This window comes from Acidimicrobiales bacterium, assembly GCA_016794585.1.
GTDB lineage: Bacteria > Actinomycetota > Acidimicrobiia > Acidimicrobiales > DATDAH01 > JAEUJM01.
This window is the reverse complement of sequence record JAEUJM010000051.1, coordinates 1-14,586: the sequence shown is the minus strand read 5'-3', so window position 1 is coordinate 14,586 and position 14,586 is coordinate 1. Positions and strand designations below refer to the sequence as shown.

The 14,586-nt window shown below is 71.6% G+C and carries 12 protein-coding genes; 10 read left to right on the top strand and 2 right to left on the bottom strand.

Annotation, left to right across the window (positions count from 1 at the left end; genetic code table 11):
• The first annotated feature begins 72 nt into the window (after window positions 1-72).
• The 4 genes from JNK12_25455 (at window position 73) to JNK12_25440 (ending at window position 4,576) form a co-directional block, all read left to right on the top strand.
• Window positions 73-687: a hypothetical protein gene (locus tag JNK12_25455; protein MBL8779295.1), complete on the top strand. Its 615-nt coding sequence runs from the start codon at window positions 73-75 to the stop codon at window positions 685-687.
• Complete coding sequence (locus JNK12_25450) at window positions 684-3,725, top strand: HsdR family type I site-specific deoxyribonuclease (protein MBL8779294.1); 3,042 nt, start codon at window positions 684-686, stop codon at window positions 3,723-3,725. The genes JNK12_25455 and JNK12_25450 overlap by 4 nt, the downstream gene beginning before the upstream one ends.
• A gap of 77 nt (window positions 3,726-3,802) precedes the next feature.
• Window positions 3,803-3,973, top strand: a complete 171-nt coding sequence (locus JNK12_25445; GenBank protein MBL8779293.1) for a hypothetical protein — start codon at window positions 3,803-3,805, stop codon at window positions 3,971-3,973.
• 282 nt (window positions 3,974-4,255) lie between these two features.
• On the top strand, window positions 4,256-4,576 hold the full coding sequence (locus JNK12_25440) for a hypothetical protein (protein ID MBL8779292.1): 321 nt from the start codon (window positions 4,256-4,258) through the stop codon (window positions 4,574-4,576).
• A 401-nt stretch (window positions 4,577-4,977) separates the two neighbouring features.
• On the opposite strand, the gene JNK12_25435 is transcribed toward JNK12_25440, so the two are convergent.
• The gene (locus JNK12_25435; protein MBL8779291.1) at window positions 4,978-6,252 is read right to left on the bottom strand and encodes a helix-turn-helix domain-containing protein; all 1,275 of its coding nucleotides are present in this window, start codon (window positions 6,250-6,252) and stop codon (window positions 4,978-4,980) included.
• A 398-nt stretch (window positions 6,253-6,650) separates the two neighbouring features.
• Window positions 6,651-6,785 (bottom strand): hypothetical protein, encoded by a 135-nt coding sequence (locus JNK12_25430; protein MBL8779290.1) that lies wholly within the window; start codon window positions 6,783-6,785, stop codon window positions 6,651-6,653.
• Between the two features lie 164 nt (window positions 6,786-6,949).
• Between JNK12_25430 and JNK12_25425 the strand changes: the two genes are divergently transcribed.
• From JNK12_25425 to JNK12_25400, 6 genes are all read left to right on the top strand, one after another.
• Window positions 6,950-9,595, top strand: coding sequence for a tyrosine-type recombinase/integrase (locus tag JNK12_25425; GenBank protein ID MBL8779289.1), 2,646 nt, complete (start codon window positions 6,950-6,952; stop codon window positions 9,593-9,595).
• Window positions 9,596-9,737: 142 nt separating this feature from the next.
• Window positions 9,738-11,399, top strand: coding sequence for a hypothetical protein (locus tag JNK12_25420; GenBank protein ID MBL8779288.1), 1,662 nt, complete (start codon window positions 9,738-9,740; stop codon window positions 11,397-11,399).
• 73 nt (window positions 11,400-11,472) lie between these two features.
• A complete protein-coding gene (locus JNK12_25415; protein MBL8779287.1) occupies window positions 11,473-12,078 on the top strand; it encodes a ParA family protein in 606 nt (201 codons plus the stop codon).
• Window position 12,079: 1 nt separating this feature from the next.
• The gene (locus JNK12_25410) at window positions 12,080-12,361 is read left to right on the top strand and encodes a hypothetical protein (protein MBL8779286.1); all 282 of its coding nucleotides are present in this window, start codon (window positions 12,080-12,082) and stop codon (window positions 12,359-12,361) included.
• 49 nt (window positions 12,362-12,410) lie between these two features.
• Window positions 12,411-13,913 carry an SAM-dependent DNA methyltransferase gene (locus JNK12_25405; GenBank protein ID MBL8779285.1) on the top strand — a complete coding sequence of 501 codons (1,503 nt, stop codon included), beginning with the start codon at window positions 12,411-12,413 and terminating at the stop codon, window positions 13,911-13,913.
• A partial coding sequence (locus JNK12_25400; GenBank protein ID MBL8779284.1) for a hypothetical protein occupies window positions 13,906-14,586 on the top strand: 681 nt, incomplete at its 3' end. The genes JNK12_25405 and JNK12_25400, both read left to right, overlap by 8 nt.

Here is a 14,586-nt window from a genome sequence, read left to right as displayed (position 1 = left end):
CTTGTGGCGGCGATCTCTGACCACGAAGCGGACGTACCTGCTGGAGACCATTCCCGGCCCCTGTCTGACTATGTGGCGCACACCATCGGAGGAGTCTGGGGTGTTGAACCCGGAGGGGACGAAGTAGATGTGGCGGTGGTGCGGTCCACGGAGTTCCGAAACGACGGGGCCTTGGGCGGGAGCGGTGTGCGTCGGTCGATCACTATGCGCCAGCTCGATTCTCGACGGTTGCAGGACGGCGACATCCTTCTGGAGAAGTCCGGTGGGGGGCCCAAGCAGCCGGTCGGGCGCGTTGTCTCCGTGCAGGACATCGGGTCCGATCCGACCGTCTGTGCGAACTTCGTGCAGCTGGTGCGGCCCGACCCGGACGCAGTCAACCCTCGATACCTCTTCCACCGCATGTGGGGTTGGCACCGAGCGGGACGGACCCTGGAATACCAGGCCCAGACAACAGGGATCAGGAATCTGAGGACCAAGGACTACCTCGCTCAGCCGATCTCCTTGCCCGAGAGGGCCGAGCAGGATCGCCTAGCGGACCTGTGGGACGCCTTGGTCGACATGACAACGGCGGCAGTGACCAACGCCGAGGATGCGGGTGTCCTCCGGGCGTCCCTACTGGATGAGTTGTTGTCGGGTGAGCGTGAGATCCCTGGTTCGTATGACGAGTTGGTGAGGTTGGTGGCGTGATGGTGCCGACGGGTGGGTTCTCGGAGTCGTCGACGGTGCAGGCAGCGATCGTGGACCGCCTGACACAGCCGGATCTGGGGTGGTCGCATGTGCCGGGGCGGGAGTTGCCGCGGGCGATCGACGGGGTGCTGCTGGAGGGGCATCTGGTCGAGGCGCTGGTGCGGTTGAACCCGTTGATCGCGGAGGCACCGGAACGGGTCGACGAGGTGCTGCCGGTGCTGCGGGCGTTGTTGTTGTCGGCGCCGACGGACGGGTTGGTGGCGGCGAACGAGCGGATGGTGCCGTGGCTGCGCGGCCAGGCGACCCACAAGTTCAACGGGACGACCGAGCACGTCCCGGTCCGGCTGATCGACTTCGACAACCCCGCCTCGAACCATCTGGTCGTGTCGGACGAGGTGAGCTTCGGGCCGCCGGGGCACGGCCGCCGATTCGATGTGGTGTTGTGGGTGAACGGGCTGCCGGTGGCGGTGGGGGAGACGAAGTCGCCGGTGGACTCATCGGTGTCGTGGCTGAACGCCGCCGACGACATCCACCGCACCTACGAGGTGGAATGCTCCCCGTTCTTCGTGCCGAACGTCCTGTCGTTCGCGACGGAGGGCCGCGAGTTCCATTTCGGGGCGGTCGGGCAGCCGCCGGAGATGTGGTTGCAGTGGGGGTCAACGACCGACCCGTTCGACCTGGAAGGCCCCGCGAAGGTGATGCGCTCCGTCGAGCTGCTCATGGGCCCGGGGCGGGTGTTGTCGATGCTGCGGGACTTCACGCTGTTCGACCGGCCCGTCCGTGACGGCCGGCCCCGCCTCGAGAAGATCCTCGCCCGCTACCCCCAGGTCGAAGGCGTCGAAGCCATCCACCAGCGGGTCCTGTCCGCGGACCGCCACCAGGGGCTGATCTGGCACCACCAGGGCACCGGCAAGACCCTCCTCCAAGCGTTCGCGGCGTTGCGGCTGTTGAACGACGACCGGGTGGGCGGGCCGACGGTGCTGATCGTGGTCGACCGGGTCGACCTCGCCGAACAGACCGCCCGCCAGTTCCTCACCACCGGCATGCCCCGCCTCCGGGTCGCCGGGTCGAAGAAGGACCTCCAGAAGATGCTGGCCGAGGACGCCCGCGGGGTGATCGTCACCACGATCTTCAAGTTCGAGGACGCCGGGTTCCTCAACGACCGCGACAACATCGTGGTGTTGATCGACGAGGCGCACCGCACCCAGGAAGGCACCCTCGGCGCCGACCTCCGCGAAGCGCTACCCAGGGCCCAGTTCTTCGGGTTGACCGGCACCCCGATCGCGGACCGGGACCGCAACACGTTCAAGTTGTTCGGCGACCCCGACGACCCGGGCTGGGTCCTCAACCAGTACAGCGTGGAACGGTCGATCGCGGATGGGGCGTCGGTCCCGATCCATGTCGAGACCCGCCTGGTCGACTTCCACGTCGATGCCGCCGCCCTCGACGAAGCGTTCAAGGCGATGGCCGACGAAGAAGGACTCGACGACGACCAACGGGAGCTGCTGGCCGACAAGGCCACCGCCATCCGCACCCTCATGGCCAACCCCGACCGGGTCGCCGCGGTGTGCGCCGACATCGTCGACCACTACCTCACCAAGGTCGCCCCCCTCGGCCTCAAAGGCCAGATCGTCGCCTACGACCGGGCCCTCTGCGCCGCCTACGAAACCGAGATCAACCGGCTCCTCACCGACCGAGGCACGGAGGTGAGCGCGGCGGTGGTGATGACCGTCGGCACCGTCAAGGGTGAGCCGGCCGAATGGCGGGACCGCTACGAGCTGTCCCGCGAACAAGAAGCGAGGGTGAAGGCCCGGTTCTCCGACCACGACGACCCCCTCGGCCTCCTCATCGTCACCGCGAAGCTCCTCACCGGGTTCGACGCCCCCATCGAAGGCGTCATGTACCTCGACAAGCCGCTCCGGCTCCACACCCTGTTCCAGGCGATCTGTCGCACCAACCGCCGGTGGACGAACCCCGCGACCGGCCAGGAGAAGCTCCACGGGCTCATCGTCGACTACGTCGGCCTCGGCGACCAGATCGCCGCCGCTCTCCGCGCCGCCGACCCCGACCACCCCGGCCGCCGGCCCGTCGACACCGACGGCCTCGCCGAAGAGTTCGAGACCGCCATCGCCCACGCCCTGCACCGCTTCGACGGCATCGACCGCGCCGCCGGCGACTTCGACACCCTCATGGCCGCCCAAGACCGCCTCGCCACCGCAGAAGACCTCGACGGGTTCGCCGGCGACTTCATCCGCGTCCAGACCCTCTTCGAGTTCCTCGACCCCAACCCGATCCTCGACCCCCACCGCGACGACTACCGGTGGCTCGCCAAGGTCTACGAATCGGTCAAACCGACCGGGGTGTCCGACAAGCTGCTGTGGCACCGCCTCGGCGCCAAGACCCTCGCCCTCGTCCACGGCCACATCACCGACGTCACCGTCACCGGCACCGGCCTCGACGAAGTCGTCGTCGACGCCGAAACCATCGAAGCGATCCGCCAACTCGCCCTCCCCGGCACCAACCCAGCCGGCGGCGACGACACCCTCACCGTCGCCGAAGCCATCGACACCATCGAAGCCCGCATCCGGGCCGCGATCGACCGCACCGGCGGCCACAAGGTCTACGTCGAGCTCTCCGAACGCCTCGAACGGCTCCGACAAGCCCAACTCGACCGGGCCGAAGCGTCCGTGGCGTTCCTCCAAGAGCTCCTCGAGGTCGCCCGCCAGGTCACCGCCGCCGAACGCACCGAAGACACCGACGGCACCGCCGGCCTCGACCTGCTCCCTGACCCGAAGGTCGGGGCGCTCACCCAGATCCTCGCCGAGTACGCCCCCGACCAGACACCCCAGATCATCCGCAACGTCGCCGACGACATCGACACCATCGTCAGCCAAGTCAGCTTCTCCGGCTGGCAAGCCTCACAGCCCGGCGACCGCCAAGTCCGCATCGAGATACGCAACGTCCTCCGCAAACACAGCCTCCCCCCGACCGGCGACCTGTTCGACCGGGCCTACGCCTACGTCGCCGAGAACTACTGACGATGACGGACCCGCCTGATCGCCCCGTCCCGGTTCCGCCGCAGCCCAGGCCGCCCACGCCGGCGGAGGCGGTCGAGGTGGTGGAGAGGCTGCGGGCCGAGCTGCCGGCCGGGCTGACACCGCTGGGCGGCGACCGCCTCGGGTGGACCTGCGACCGGTGCGGGGGCCGGTTCTCGCTGACGGAGATCAGGCAGGCGGCCGCGGCGGTCGATCTCTTGCTCGACGCCGCCCGCAGCCATCGCTGCTGACCGGCCTGAACCGCCCGCACTTCAACCCCACGATGTCCCGATTTTGAAACCATCGTGTCCTGGATTCGGGACATCGGCGCAGCCCGGCCCGGGGGGCGGTGTCCCGAATTCGAACCATTGTGTCCCGAATTCGGGACACCGAGTCCCCCCCCGGCGACGGAGCTGCGCCGATGTCCTTGATCGCCCCGTCCCGGGCTTGCTGAGATGTCACACGAGGTCCGTAACGTTGTGAGGTAGGCCGACCTGGGCGACCGAAGGGGTCTGGTGGGAATGGACGATGCGATGAGCCGGTGGCTCGATGACGCCGACGCCGACGCCAGTGCCGCCTTGCGGGCGATGTCGAGCCTGGCGATGGCCGTCCACTGCGCGGAGAGCGATGGGCACCTGACCATCGCGTCCGGGCACCCGGTGCACCCCTATCTCGAGGCTTACCGGGAGGCAGCGGCAGCGGTCGAGTGGATCGACCTGGCCGACGAATGGGATCGCCACCCCGCCGCCGAGGTCCTCCGCCACGCCCTGGACCTCGCAGCCGAGCGCTCAACCTTCACTCCCCTCGACGTGGTCGCCGAGGGGCTCGGTATCGAGCTTCCGGCTGCTGACTGATCGCCCCCCTGCTGAACGGCCTGAACCGCCCGCACCCCTACCCCATAGCGGTCCGTTTGCGGGCCTCACAGCGGCTCACAGCGGACCGATTTCGGGTCCGGGTGGCTCCTGGGGCCGGATCGGCGGCTCAGGCGCTCCTGGGAGCCGAGAGCGGCGACGGGGAGACGGTGTGGGTCGTCGGCGTCCGGAGGGCGGCTCGTGGGGCATCCCTGCCAGCTCGGCCCGGATCGCCCGCAGCCACGCCAACGCCTCATCGCGTGCCGCCGCCGTCGCTTCGTCCTCGTCGTCCTGGTGCTGGTGGTCGTCGCCCACGACAACACCCCCGCCCACCAGCCTCGCGCTCGCCACCAGGCAGCGGCCCGACTGACCCGCTGAGGGCCCCTCCGTGTGGTGGCCGTGCGTCATGCCGACGGTGCGCCGACGGTGCGCCGCCGGCGGATCTCCCGGATGCGGGCAAGGGCGGCGTCGTGGTCGAGGGCGACCTCGCCGGGCTCGAGGACCGGTGGCGGGGCGGGCTCGATGTCGAGGTCCGGGGCGGTGCAAGCGCAGCGAACCATGAGCCCGGCGAGGTCGGGTGTCCAGCCGTCGCCTTCGCAGACCGGGCAGGCGGGGTCGCCGAGCGGGCGGGGTTCCCGACGTGGCGGCGGCGGCGCTGGCGGGGGTGCGGGTCCGTCCGCGGCGAGAGCGGCGGCGGCGCTGGCGGGGTCGAGGCCGGCGGCGTGCAGCTCGGCCAGCCGGTCGGCCCGCTCGACGGCCGCCTGGCGGGCGACGGTGGCGACGAAGGCGTGCGGGTTGGCCAGGTCGGTGCGGCCAGCGGCGACGAGCTGGGCGTAGGTCCGGCATGTGGCCCTGGTCCACGCCGCCGTGGCCCTGGCCGCCGCTGAAGGTGACGATGATCCTGACGACCGCGGCGCAGCCGCCGGCTGGGCGGGATCCCTGTTGCAGTTACCGCGCGTGTCGTCAGGATTCTCGTTCAAGGAGTTCTCCTTCCCCTGCCACCGCTGCGGCACCTTGGCTGCCACGGGTGCGGAGCGTGCCGGTGCAGTCCGGGTGGGGCTGTCCACAGGCGCAGCCGGCCGTGCGGGGCGGTGCGGGAGCCGCAGCCGCCCCGTCTTGCCTGCGACGGGGAGCCGGACAACGACACCGACGGCGACGAGCTCCCCCAGGGCCCGGTCGATGCTGTCGGTGGAGCAGGCGAGCAGGTCGGCGAGGCGGCGACGGGACGGCGAGGCGACCCCGTTGCGGTCCGCCATGAGGTCGAGCACCGCGACGAGGCGCACCGCCCGACTCGAGCAGCCCAACGCCGCCTCGGGCACCGCCGCCCACGCACCACCACCGGCGGTGAGCGTCGTGACCGACGAACTCCGCCCGCCGTGGCCGTTGCCGCGTGCGGTCCGCGCGATGAGCTCCTCGGCGGCCAGCTCACCCAGGGCGCGGTCCACCGACCGCACGCTCACGCCGGCGGCGGCGGCGACCGTCTCGCGGGACGGCCAACACCGGCCAGCCCGGTCGGCGTGACGCGCCAGCACAGCGAACACCTGGACGGCGCGGTCGGACAGAGAGCGATGATGCGCCACCGCGGCGGGCACCTTCGCCCACCTCGGCGGTTCGGGCCGGTCGGGCCCAGGGGGATCGAACACGAAGAACTCCTCGATGACGGCGGTGGATGCGGTCATCGGGCTCTGCCCGGTTCTTGGCAGCGGCGGCTAAACGCACCGGCGAGAAGGGGGTCGCGTGGGAAACTGAACGGGTGTTCGATCACCCGGCCCCCACGAACGTCACGGAACGTGACGGCTCCGGGCGGTTGGTGTGGCTCGCCTCGCGGTGTGCGTCAAGCCCCACGAAACCCGAGGGTGTGCGGCAGGCCCCACAGAATGCGGATTTACAAGACCTTGACGCACACCCTGGGCGGGCCTTGACGCACACCCCGCGGCGAGCCACACCAACCCCCGTTCCGTCACGGAACGTGACGGACGTAGGGGCCCTCACCTACATCGGGGCGCGCACCACCAAGACCTCGCCGGTGCATCCCTCGACGGCGGCTCGCCGTGCCGCTACCTTGGTGTCAGCGGCATCACCTCCCGTTGGCCTGGCTGGTGGATCTCGCGTTGGCCCTCGGACTTGCACTCCGGGGGCCGTTTCGCGAACTGGGGCGGTCGAGGCCGAGCTGGTCGAGGAGCGCCTGGCGGATCAGGTCGCTCGAGCTCATGCCGGCCGCTTTGGCGGCTTCGGCTACGGCGTCCCGTTCAGCGGGGGTGAGCCGGGTGGCCGCCACCGCTGTCCGAACCGCTGCTGTCGTCGTCGCCATGCGAACGTAAACGTCGCGCGGTTGGGGGCCGCGCGCGCGGATGGTCGCGGCGCGGGGGTGGCCCGATGAGCGACCGGGTGATCGTGTGGCCGTCGGGTCGGGCGCCGACCTTGGAGGAGATCGAGGCGGAGCTGGGCCGGTGGGACCTGGCCGACCCGGACCGAGCCATCGAGAACCGGACGTACTGGGAGTACCGGGAGGCGGTGGGGCGGGTGGCGGAGGATCTGGCCCGGTGGCGGGTGGTGTTCGATCCGTTCGACCCGGACGCTTCGCTCGACCCCGACCTGCCGCTCACCCTGGCGGCCTGGTCCGTCGCCAGGCTCGACAACGGCTACACCGTGAGCACCGTCCAGAGCCACCTGTCGGCGGTGGGCTGGTGGGGTGCCACCCAGCTCGCGCACCCGGCCGCCGACGTCCACCGCCACGCCGGCCTGGTGGTGAAGGCGTGGGCGGTGGAGAACCCGCGGCCGGTTCGCGGGGCGGGCCCGGTGCCGCGGGCGTGGCTGGCGGCCATGGCCGACGCCATGGCCGCCGACGGGTCCCCGACGGCGTTGCGTGACCTGGTGCTGCTGACCTGGAACCTGGCCGGCGGGCTGCGGCCCGGTGAGCCGGGGACGGTCGCCGTCGACGACCTCACCAGCCGGCCCGGCGAGATCGGTTGGACGTTCGCCCGCTCGAAGGGCAACCCGCTCGGCGGCCGCCGCGACGACCAGGTGATCCTCCGCCAGGTTCCCGGCGATGTGTTGTGCCCGATCGCGGCGTGGGACCGGTGGCGGGAGGTGTGGCCCCACACCGGCCCCGACATGCCCGCCATCCCGAGCTTCATCCGGGGCGGCGGGGGTGGCGGGGCGAGGCTGCCGAACCCGGCCGCCGACGACGTGCTCGGCGTCAGCGAGCAGGCGGTGAACCGGATGCTGGCCCGGTGGGCGGAGCGGGCGGGGGTGCCCGCCCCTACCCTGGTGACCGGCCACGCCCTCCGCCACTCCGCCGCCACCTTCGCCATCCTCGGCGGCGCCACCGAGTACGACGTGCGGCGCCTGCTCCGCCACGCCCACGTCGCCACCACCCGCCGCTACATCGCCCGCCTGGGCCCGTGGGTCGGGGCCGATGAGGCGAGGCGGGTGCTGGTCGGCGATCACCCTGACGGGCTCGAGGCCCTTGGTGTCGAGCGGCGGGCCGCCCGCCGCCCGGCGGGCCGGGTGCGGCTGGGGCGGCGGGCCGACCGGCTGGCTGAGGCCGCCGACCTCGCCGCCGCCGGCCCCATGCCCCCCGGCACCCGCCGGACGGTCGAGGACGAGCTGCGCCTCTGGGACGAGTTCTGCGTCGAGTTCGGGGTGGATCCGACGGCGCCGTCGGCGACCGACGTGCGCCTGTGGTTCGGGTGGCGGATGCGGCGGGCTCAGGCCACCGCCCATCCGTTGAAGGCGGCGGGGGTGCCGATGAAGCCGGGTTCGGCGAGGCGGGCGTTGTGGTGCCTGGAGCGGGGCCTGGCCACGCGTGGCGTCCCGGCCGGCACGGTCACCGGCGAGGCGGGGGCCTGCTGGCGGGGCTACGCCCGCCAGGTCGCCGGCCTGGTCGCCCCGCCCGAGTCCGCCGTCGAGTACCCGTTGGGGGAGCTGGCGGCGCTGGCGACGGCGGCCGGCACGTTCGATCCCGACGACGTGGCCCGGTGGGCGGTCGGGCTGGCCGCCCTCGCCCTCCACCCCCTCGACGCCGGCAGGCCCGGGGGCGACGGGTTCCGGCCGGTGCCGCCCTCCGCTGTCACCGACCCCGGCGACGGCACCCGCATCGTCACCGTCGGCGGCTTCGACCCGGTGGTGGTGCGGCCCGGCCCGAAGCCGCCGCTCGACCCCGTGGCCGCCCTCGACCACCTCGCCGCCGTCACCCCCGCCGACGCCCCCACCATCTTCACCCCCACTGTCCTCGACCGGGCTAAGAATGTGCTCAGGGGGGAGGGGTCGGGGTCGGCGGCGAGGCTCGCTGCTGCGGGACCGGAGGTGGTGGAGCGGGCGATGTGGCGGCTTGCCGCCCCTCTCGTCGCCCGGGTGCAGGACCAGGCCGCCGTCGCGTTCCTGACCGCCGGTGCGCTTCGTTTCGACGACCTGCGCCGCCTCCGCCGGGACACCAGCCCGGAGTGGCGGGTGTGGGCGTCCGGGTCGTCGTGGGCGTCCCACCTGGCCGGCTCCAAGGGCAACCCGGCCGAAGGCGAGATCGTGTGGGTCGACGGCGAACTCGTCGCCGGCCATCCTGCTCTCGACCCCGCCGCCAACCTGGCCCGGCTGGTGGCGTGGACGCCGTGGGCGACCGGGCCCGCCATCGGTGCCATCACGGGGGTCCAGTCGTGGGCGGCGCTTCTCGACCCGTCCACCCCGCCCCGCCCGATGCCCTACGTGACGCTGCGCTGCCGGCTGGTGGCGGCGGCGCAGCGGGCCGGGCTGCGCCCGGGGCTGTCGCTGCACTCGTTCCGGCAGTCGGCGGCGACGGCCGCCTGGTGGCACAACAAGGACCGGGGGATGTCCGACGCCGACAACTTCCGGTCGCTGATGCGGCGCCTGCGCCACGTCAAGCCTGACTCGACCCTCGCCTACGTGACCGCCGCCGATCCGGGCGTGTCGATCACCGCCGACGTCCACCTCGACCTCGATCCTCTGGAGGTTCCTGATGCCGCTCTCGGCACGCCGTACCCCGTCCCGGTCACAGCGGCAGCCTGACCCGCCCGCCCGCGCCGCCGACAGGGGCGGCGAGTCGGCGGAGGAGGCCGCCATCCGGGCCTCCCTTGAGGCAGAAATCCGCGAACCCGACAACACAGAAACCATTGGATCAGTGTCACACCCCGTCGGTACTGTTGAGGGCATGGGAGAGAGCGGAGAGAACGAGGAAGCGGTTGATGGGCGGGTGCTGACGGGGCGGGAGCGGGCCGACCTCGAGGTGGAGCGGATCATCGAGAAGCGGGGCCTGACCGGCGCGAAGGCCGACGAGCTGCGGGAGCTGCACGCCGCCACCGCCGACTTCGCCGCCGACGGCCATGCCACCACCACCCAGGCCCAGTACGGGCGGCTGTGGGACGACTTCGCCAACAACTTCTGCGCCGCCTACGGGGTGTCGGCGCCTACCGCCGACGCCGACGAGGCCGCCGAGATGGTGCGCCTGTATCTGGGCTATCTGTCGAAGCGGGGTCGCCTCGTTCGGACCGGCGACGACGACGACGGCCGGCGGGTGTTCGAGGCGTCCGGCGAGCCGCTGCACCCGAACGTGCTGGGCCAGGTGAAGGCCGCGATCGCCGACCGCTACGCCGACGCCGGCCTCCCCAACCCGTGTTCGTCCCGGGCGGTGAAGAACGTCACCAAGAACTACCGGCGGAAGGTGAGGGGCGACCGGCACGACAACGCGTCGGCGCCGGTGCTGCTCGCCGACGTCGCCCGGATCGCTGCTGCGGCCGCGGCGCCGCCGGTCGAGGCCCGCATGGTGCTCGCGTTGCGGGCCCTGGTCGACGCCGGTGTCAGCCAGGCCGACCTCGCCCGCGTGCAGGGCTGGCACCAGATCACCGCATCCGCCGGGACGGTGAAGCTGGTCGTGCAGCGCAACCCGACGCGGCCCGCTGTCACCGTGACCGTCACCGACCCTGCGGCGGTCGCCGCCGTCGCCGCCTACACCCGCAACGCTGACCTGACGAGCCCGGTGTGGCCGGGGCGCCCGAAGGACGGCACGGTCCGCCCGATGAACCGCACGACGATCGGGCGGACCCTCGACGCCGCCGACTCGGTCACCGACACCGAGCTGCTCGATGCAATCGACGGTGCCGTCCGTGACGGCTGCCTGGTCGTGTGGGGCTGGTGGTGGGCGATGCGGGCCTCCGAGGCCGAGGCGCTGCTGTGGCGGCACATCCGCCGCATCCGCCGGGACGGCCAGGTCGCCGGGATCGAGCTGCTGGTGCCGTGGGCGAAGAACGACCCGACTGGCAAGGGTCACAAGGTCGTGGTCGCCGCCAAGCCCGCCGAGCCGATCATCTGCCCCGACGCGTGGCTGACCCGCCTCGAAGCGGTCACCTGCCGCCGGCTCGGCCTGCCCGCCGGCACCGACCTCACCCGTCACCCCGCCACCAAGGACCGGGGCATCTTCCCCGCCTGGGACAAGGGCGCCCCCAAGCGCGAAGCCGCCGCTGTCGCCGCCGGGAAGCCGGTGTGGGGCCTCGCCAGCGAAGGGCTCTCCGAGCGGCTCCGGGAAGCCGCCGAGCGGGCGTCGGTCATCCTCGAGCCGCTGAGCTGGCACGGCCTCCGGGCCGGGTTCGTGACCGAGATGCTCGACCGTGGCGCCGCCCCGTCCCGGATCGCGAAGCACACCCGTCACGGGGACGTCGGCAGCTTGTTCCTCTACGACCGGCCCCGCGACCCGATCGCCGGTGGGGTGACCGCCGGGGTGAGCGTCGACGTCGGCCTCGACGTCGACCTCGACTTCCCCGAGGCCGACGACGGCGACGCGGTCGCCCGGGCCCTCGACGACCTCGGCCTCGGCTGATGTCCGCCGCCCCGCCGACCCCGTGTGCCACACTGACCTCCGTGTCTCTGTGTTCCAGTGAAAGCGTGAAGCCGTGATTGTGGCGGTGGCCGCCACCAAGGGCGGCGTCGGCAAGACGACCCTCGCGGTCGGGCTCGCCGAGGCGCTCGCCGCCCGAGGCGACGGCACCGTGGTCCTGGTCGACCTCGACCGCCAGGCCGAAGGCGGCGCCGCCGACTGGGCGGACCTCGCCGCCGAAGACCCTGGCCCGCCGCTCGCCGCCGAGGTCGCCACCGGCACCCCCGGCGACCTCGGCGGCCTCGCCCGCCTCGACGCCGCCCACATCGTCCTCGACACACCCCCCGCCGCCCCCGACGTGACCCGAGCCGCGATCGCCGCCGCCGGACTTTGCGTGATCGCCGCCGGCGCGAGGGCCGCTGACCTGCGCCGGGTCGCCGGTGTCGCCGCCGCCGCCGGCGGCACGCCCGTCGTGGTGGCCCTCACCATGACCCGACCGGGGTTCGCCGCCACCGACGAAGCCCGCGACGCGCTCACCGCCGCCGGGATGACCGTCGCCGCCGCCACGATCCCGCTCCGAGAGCGCATCGCCCGCGCCTTCGGCCGGAACCTCACCCCCGCAGCGCTCGCCCCGTTCGCCGCTCTCGCCGACGAGCTCGTCCCCACCACCAAGGAGAAGTGACATGGCTCGATCGTTCGGTTCGATGGTCACCGAAGCCCCCGAGGTCGACCCCGCCCTCGGCCACATCGACAACCTCGACGCCGCCTTCCGCAGCCCCACCAAGGAGCACACGAAGCGGCTCACGCTCGACGTCACCGTCGAACTGCACCGCTGGCTCCTCGCCCAGCGCCTCGACTCGGGGGTGACCGCCGCAGCTCTCCTCCGGGCGCTCGCCCACCTCGCCGCCACCGACCCCAAGCTCCTCGCCAAGGCCGTCGCCCAGGCCGAGGCCGACGCCGCATGAGCCCCACGCTCGAGCTCACCTGGTACGGCAAGAACCGCCGGTGGGTGGCGTGAGCATCACCAACGGCAACGGCGACCTCGGCGACCTCGAAGCCCGCCTGTGGGCGGCTGCGAACAGCCTCCGCGGCCCGGTCGACCCCGCCGACTTCAAGGGGTACGTGTTCCCGATCCTGTTCTTCAAGTGGATCTCGGACACGTGGGACTGGGAACGGGCCCGAGCCGTCGCCGACTTCGGCGACGACGTCGACCCGGAGGTCGAGGCGGACTACCACCGGTTCGTCGTCCCCGACGGGTGCCACTGGCCCGATGTGCGGAACCGGACGGCCAACGTCGGTGTCGAGCTCCAGAAGGCGTTGGACCGGCTCCAGCAGGCCAACCCCGACACCCTGGCGGGGATCTTCGGTGACGTGGCGTGGGGCAACAAGGAACGCATCCCCGAGCCGAACCTGCTGAACCTGATCGACAGCTTCGACACCCTCACCCTGAACCCCGACGTCGTCTCGAACGATCTGCTGGGCGCGGCGTACGAGTACCTGTTGAAGCAGTTCGCTGACGAGTCCGGGAAGAAGGCCGGCGAGTTCTTCACCCCCCGCGCCGTGGTCCACACCCTCGTCCGGCTTCTCGACCCCCAGTCCGACGAGACGGTCTACGACCCCGCCTGCGGCTCCGGCGGGATGCTGGTCGAGACGATCAACGCTGTGCGGGAGGCCGGCGGCGACTCCCGCACGCTGCGCCTCTACGGGCAGGAGGTGAACCTCACCACCTCGGCGATCGCCCGCATGAACCTGTACCTGCACGACCTCGAGGACTTCCGCATCCTCCGCGGTGACACGCTCCGCGACCCCCGCCACACCCTGCCCGACGGGGCCATCACCCGGTTCGATGTGGTGATCGCGAACCCGCCGTTCTCGCTGAAGAACTGGGGGGCCGACACCTGGGCCGCCGACCCAAGGGCGATCTGCGCTGTCCCGCCGGCCGGGAACGCTGATCTGGCGTGGGTGCAGCACATGATCGCCTCCATGACCCCGAAGACGGGCCGGGTCGGGGTCGTCATGCCGCACGGGGTCCTGTTCCGCGGCGGCGTCGAAGCGAAGATCCGCGAGTGCCTCATCGAGAAGGACCTCCTCGACGCTGTCGTCGGCCTGCCCCCGAACCTCTTCTACTCCACGACGATCCCGGCGTGTCTGCTGATCTTCCGGGCGACCAAGCCGGCTGATCGGAAGGGGTCGGTGTTGTTCGTGGACGGCTCGGCGTGCTTCACCAAGGCGAAGAACCAGAACGAGATGGGCCCCGAGCACATCGACTCGATCCTCGAAGCGTTCCGCACCGGCGACGACCCCGACGGCGACGGCGGCGTCCAAGTCCGACCCGTCCCCGTCGACGAGATCGAAGCCAACGGCTGGGACCTCAACATCGGCCGGTACCTCCGCACCGCCGCCGCCGACACCATCAGCGTCGATGACGCCCTCACCCAACTCCGGGAAGCTCAGGCCGAACTCCGCGACGCCGAAGCCGAGCTCGACACGCGCCTCAAGGCCGCCGGCTATGCGTGACGGCTGGGCCGAGGTGCGGCTCGGCGACGTCCTGGTGTTGGACAACTCGAAGCTGGGAGAACACGATGAGGAGCCGGTCGTGTTCTCGCTCTCGAAGTACGACGGTGTCGTGCTCGCCGACGACTACTTCGATAAGCGGATCGCTTCCGACAAGCTCGACGGCTACAAGGTGCTCGGTCCAGGTGGATGGGCGTACTCCACCATCCACATCGACGAAGGCTCCATCGCAACCAACCACCACGGGCTGACCGGGGTGCTGAGCCCGATGTACACGACCATGCGCTGGGTCGGGCAAGACGACGATCCCAGGTACTTCGAGTTGCTGCTCCGAACGCCGCGGATGCTCACGGTCTACCGAGACCATGCTGCCGGGACCGTGAACCGTCGCAGGAGTCTCGCCTACAAGGCGTTCGCCGAGCTTCGGGTCGATGTGCCGCCGTTGGTGGTGCAGCGGCGGGTGGTGGATCTGGTCGACGCGGTCGACACGTACGCCGCGGCCGGCCGTTGGCTAGGGGAAGTGGCGGGCCGGTGCCTTGTGGCGGCGATCTCTGACCACGAAGCGGACGTACCTGCTGGAGACCATTCCCGGCCCCTGTCTGACTATGTGGCGCACACCATCGGAGGAGTCTGGGGTGTTGAACCCGGAGGGGACGAAGTAGATGTGGCGGTGGTG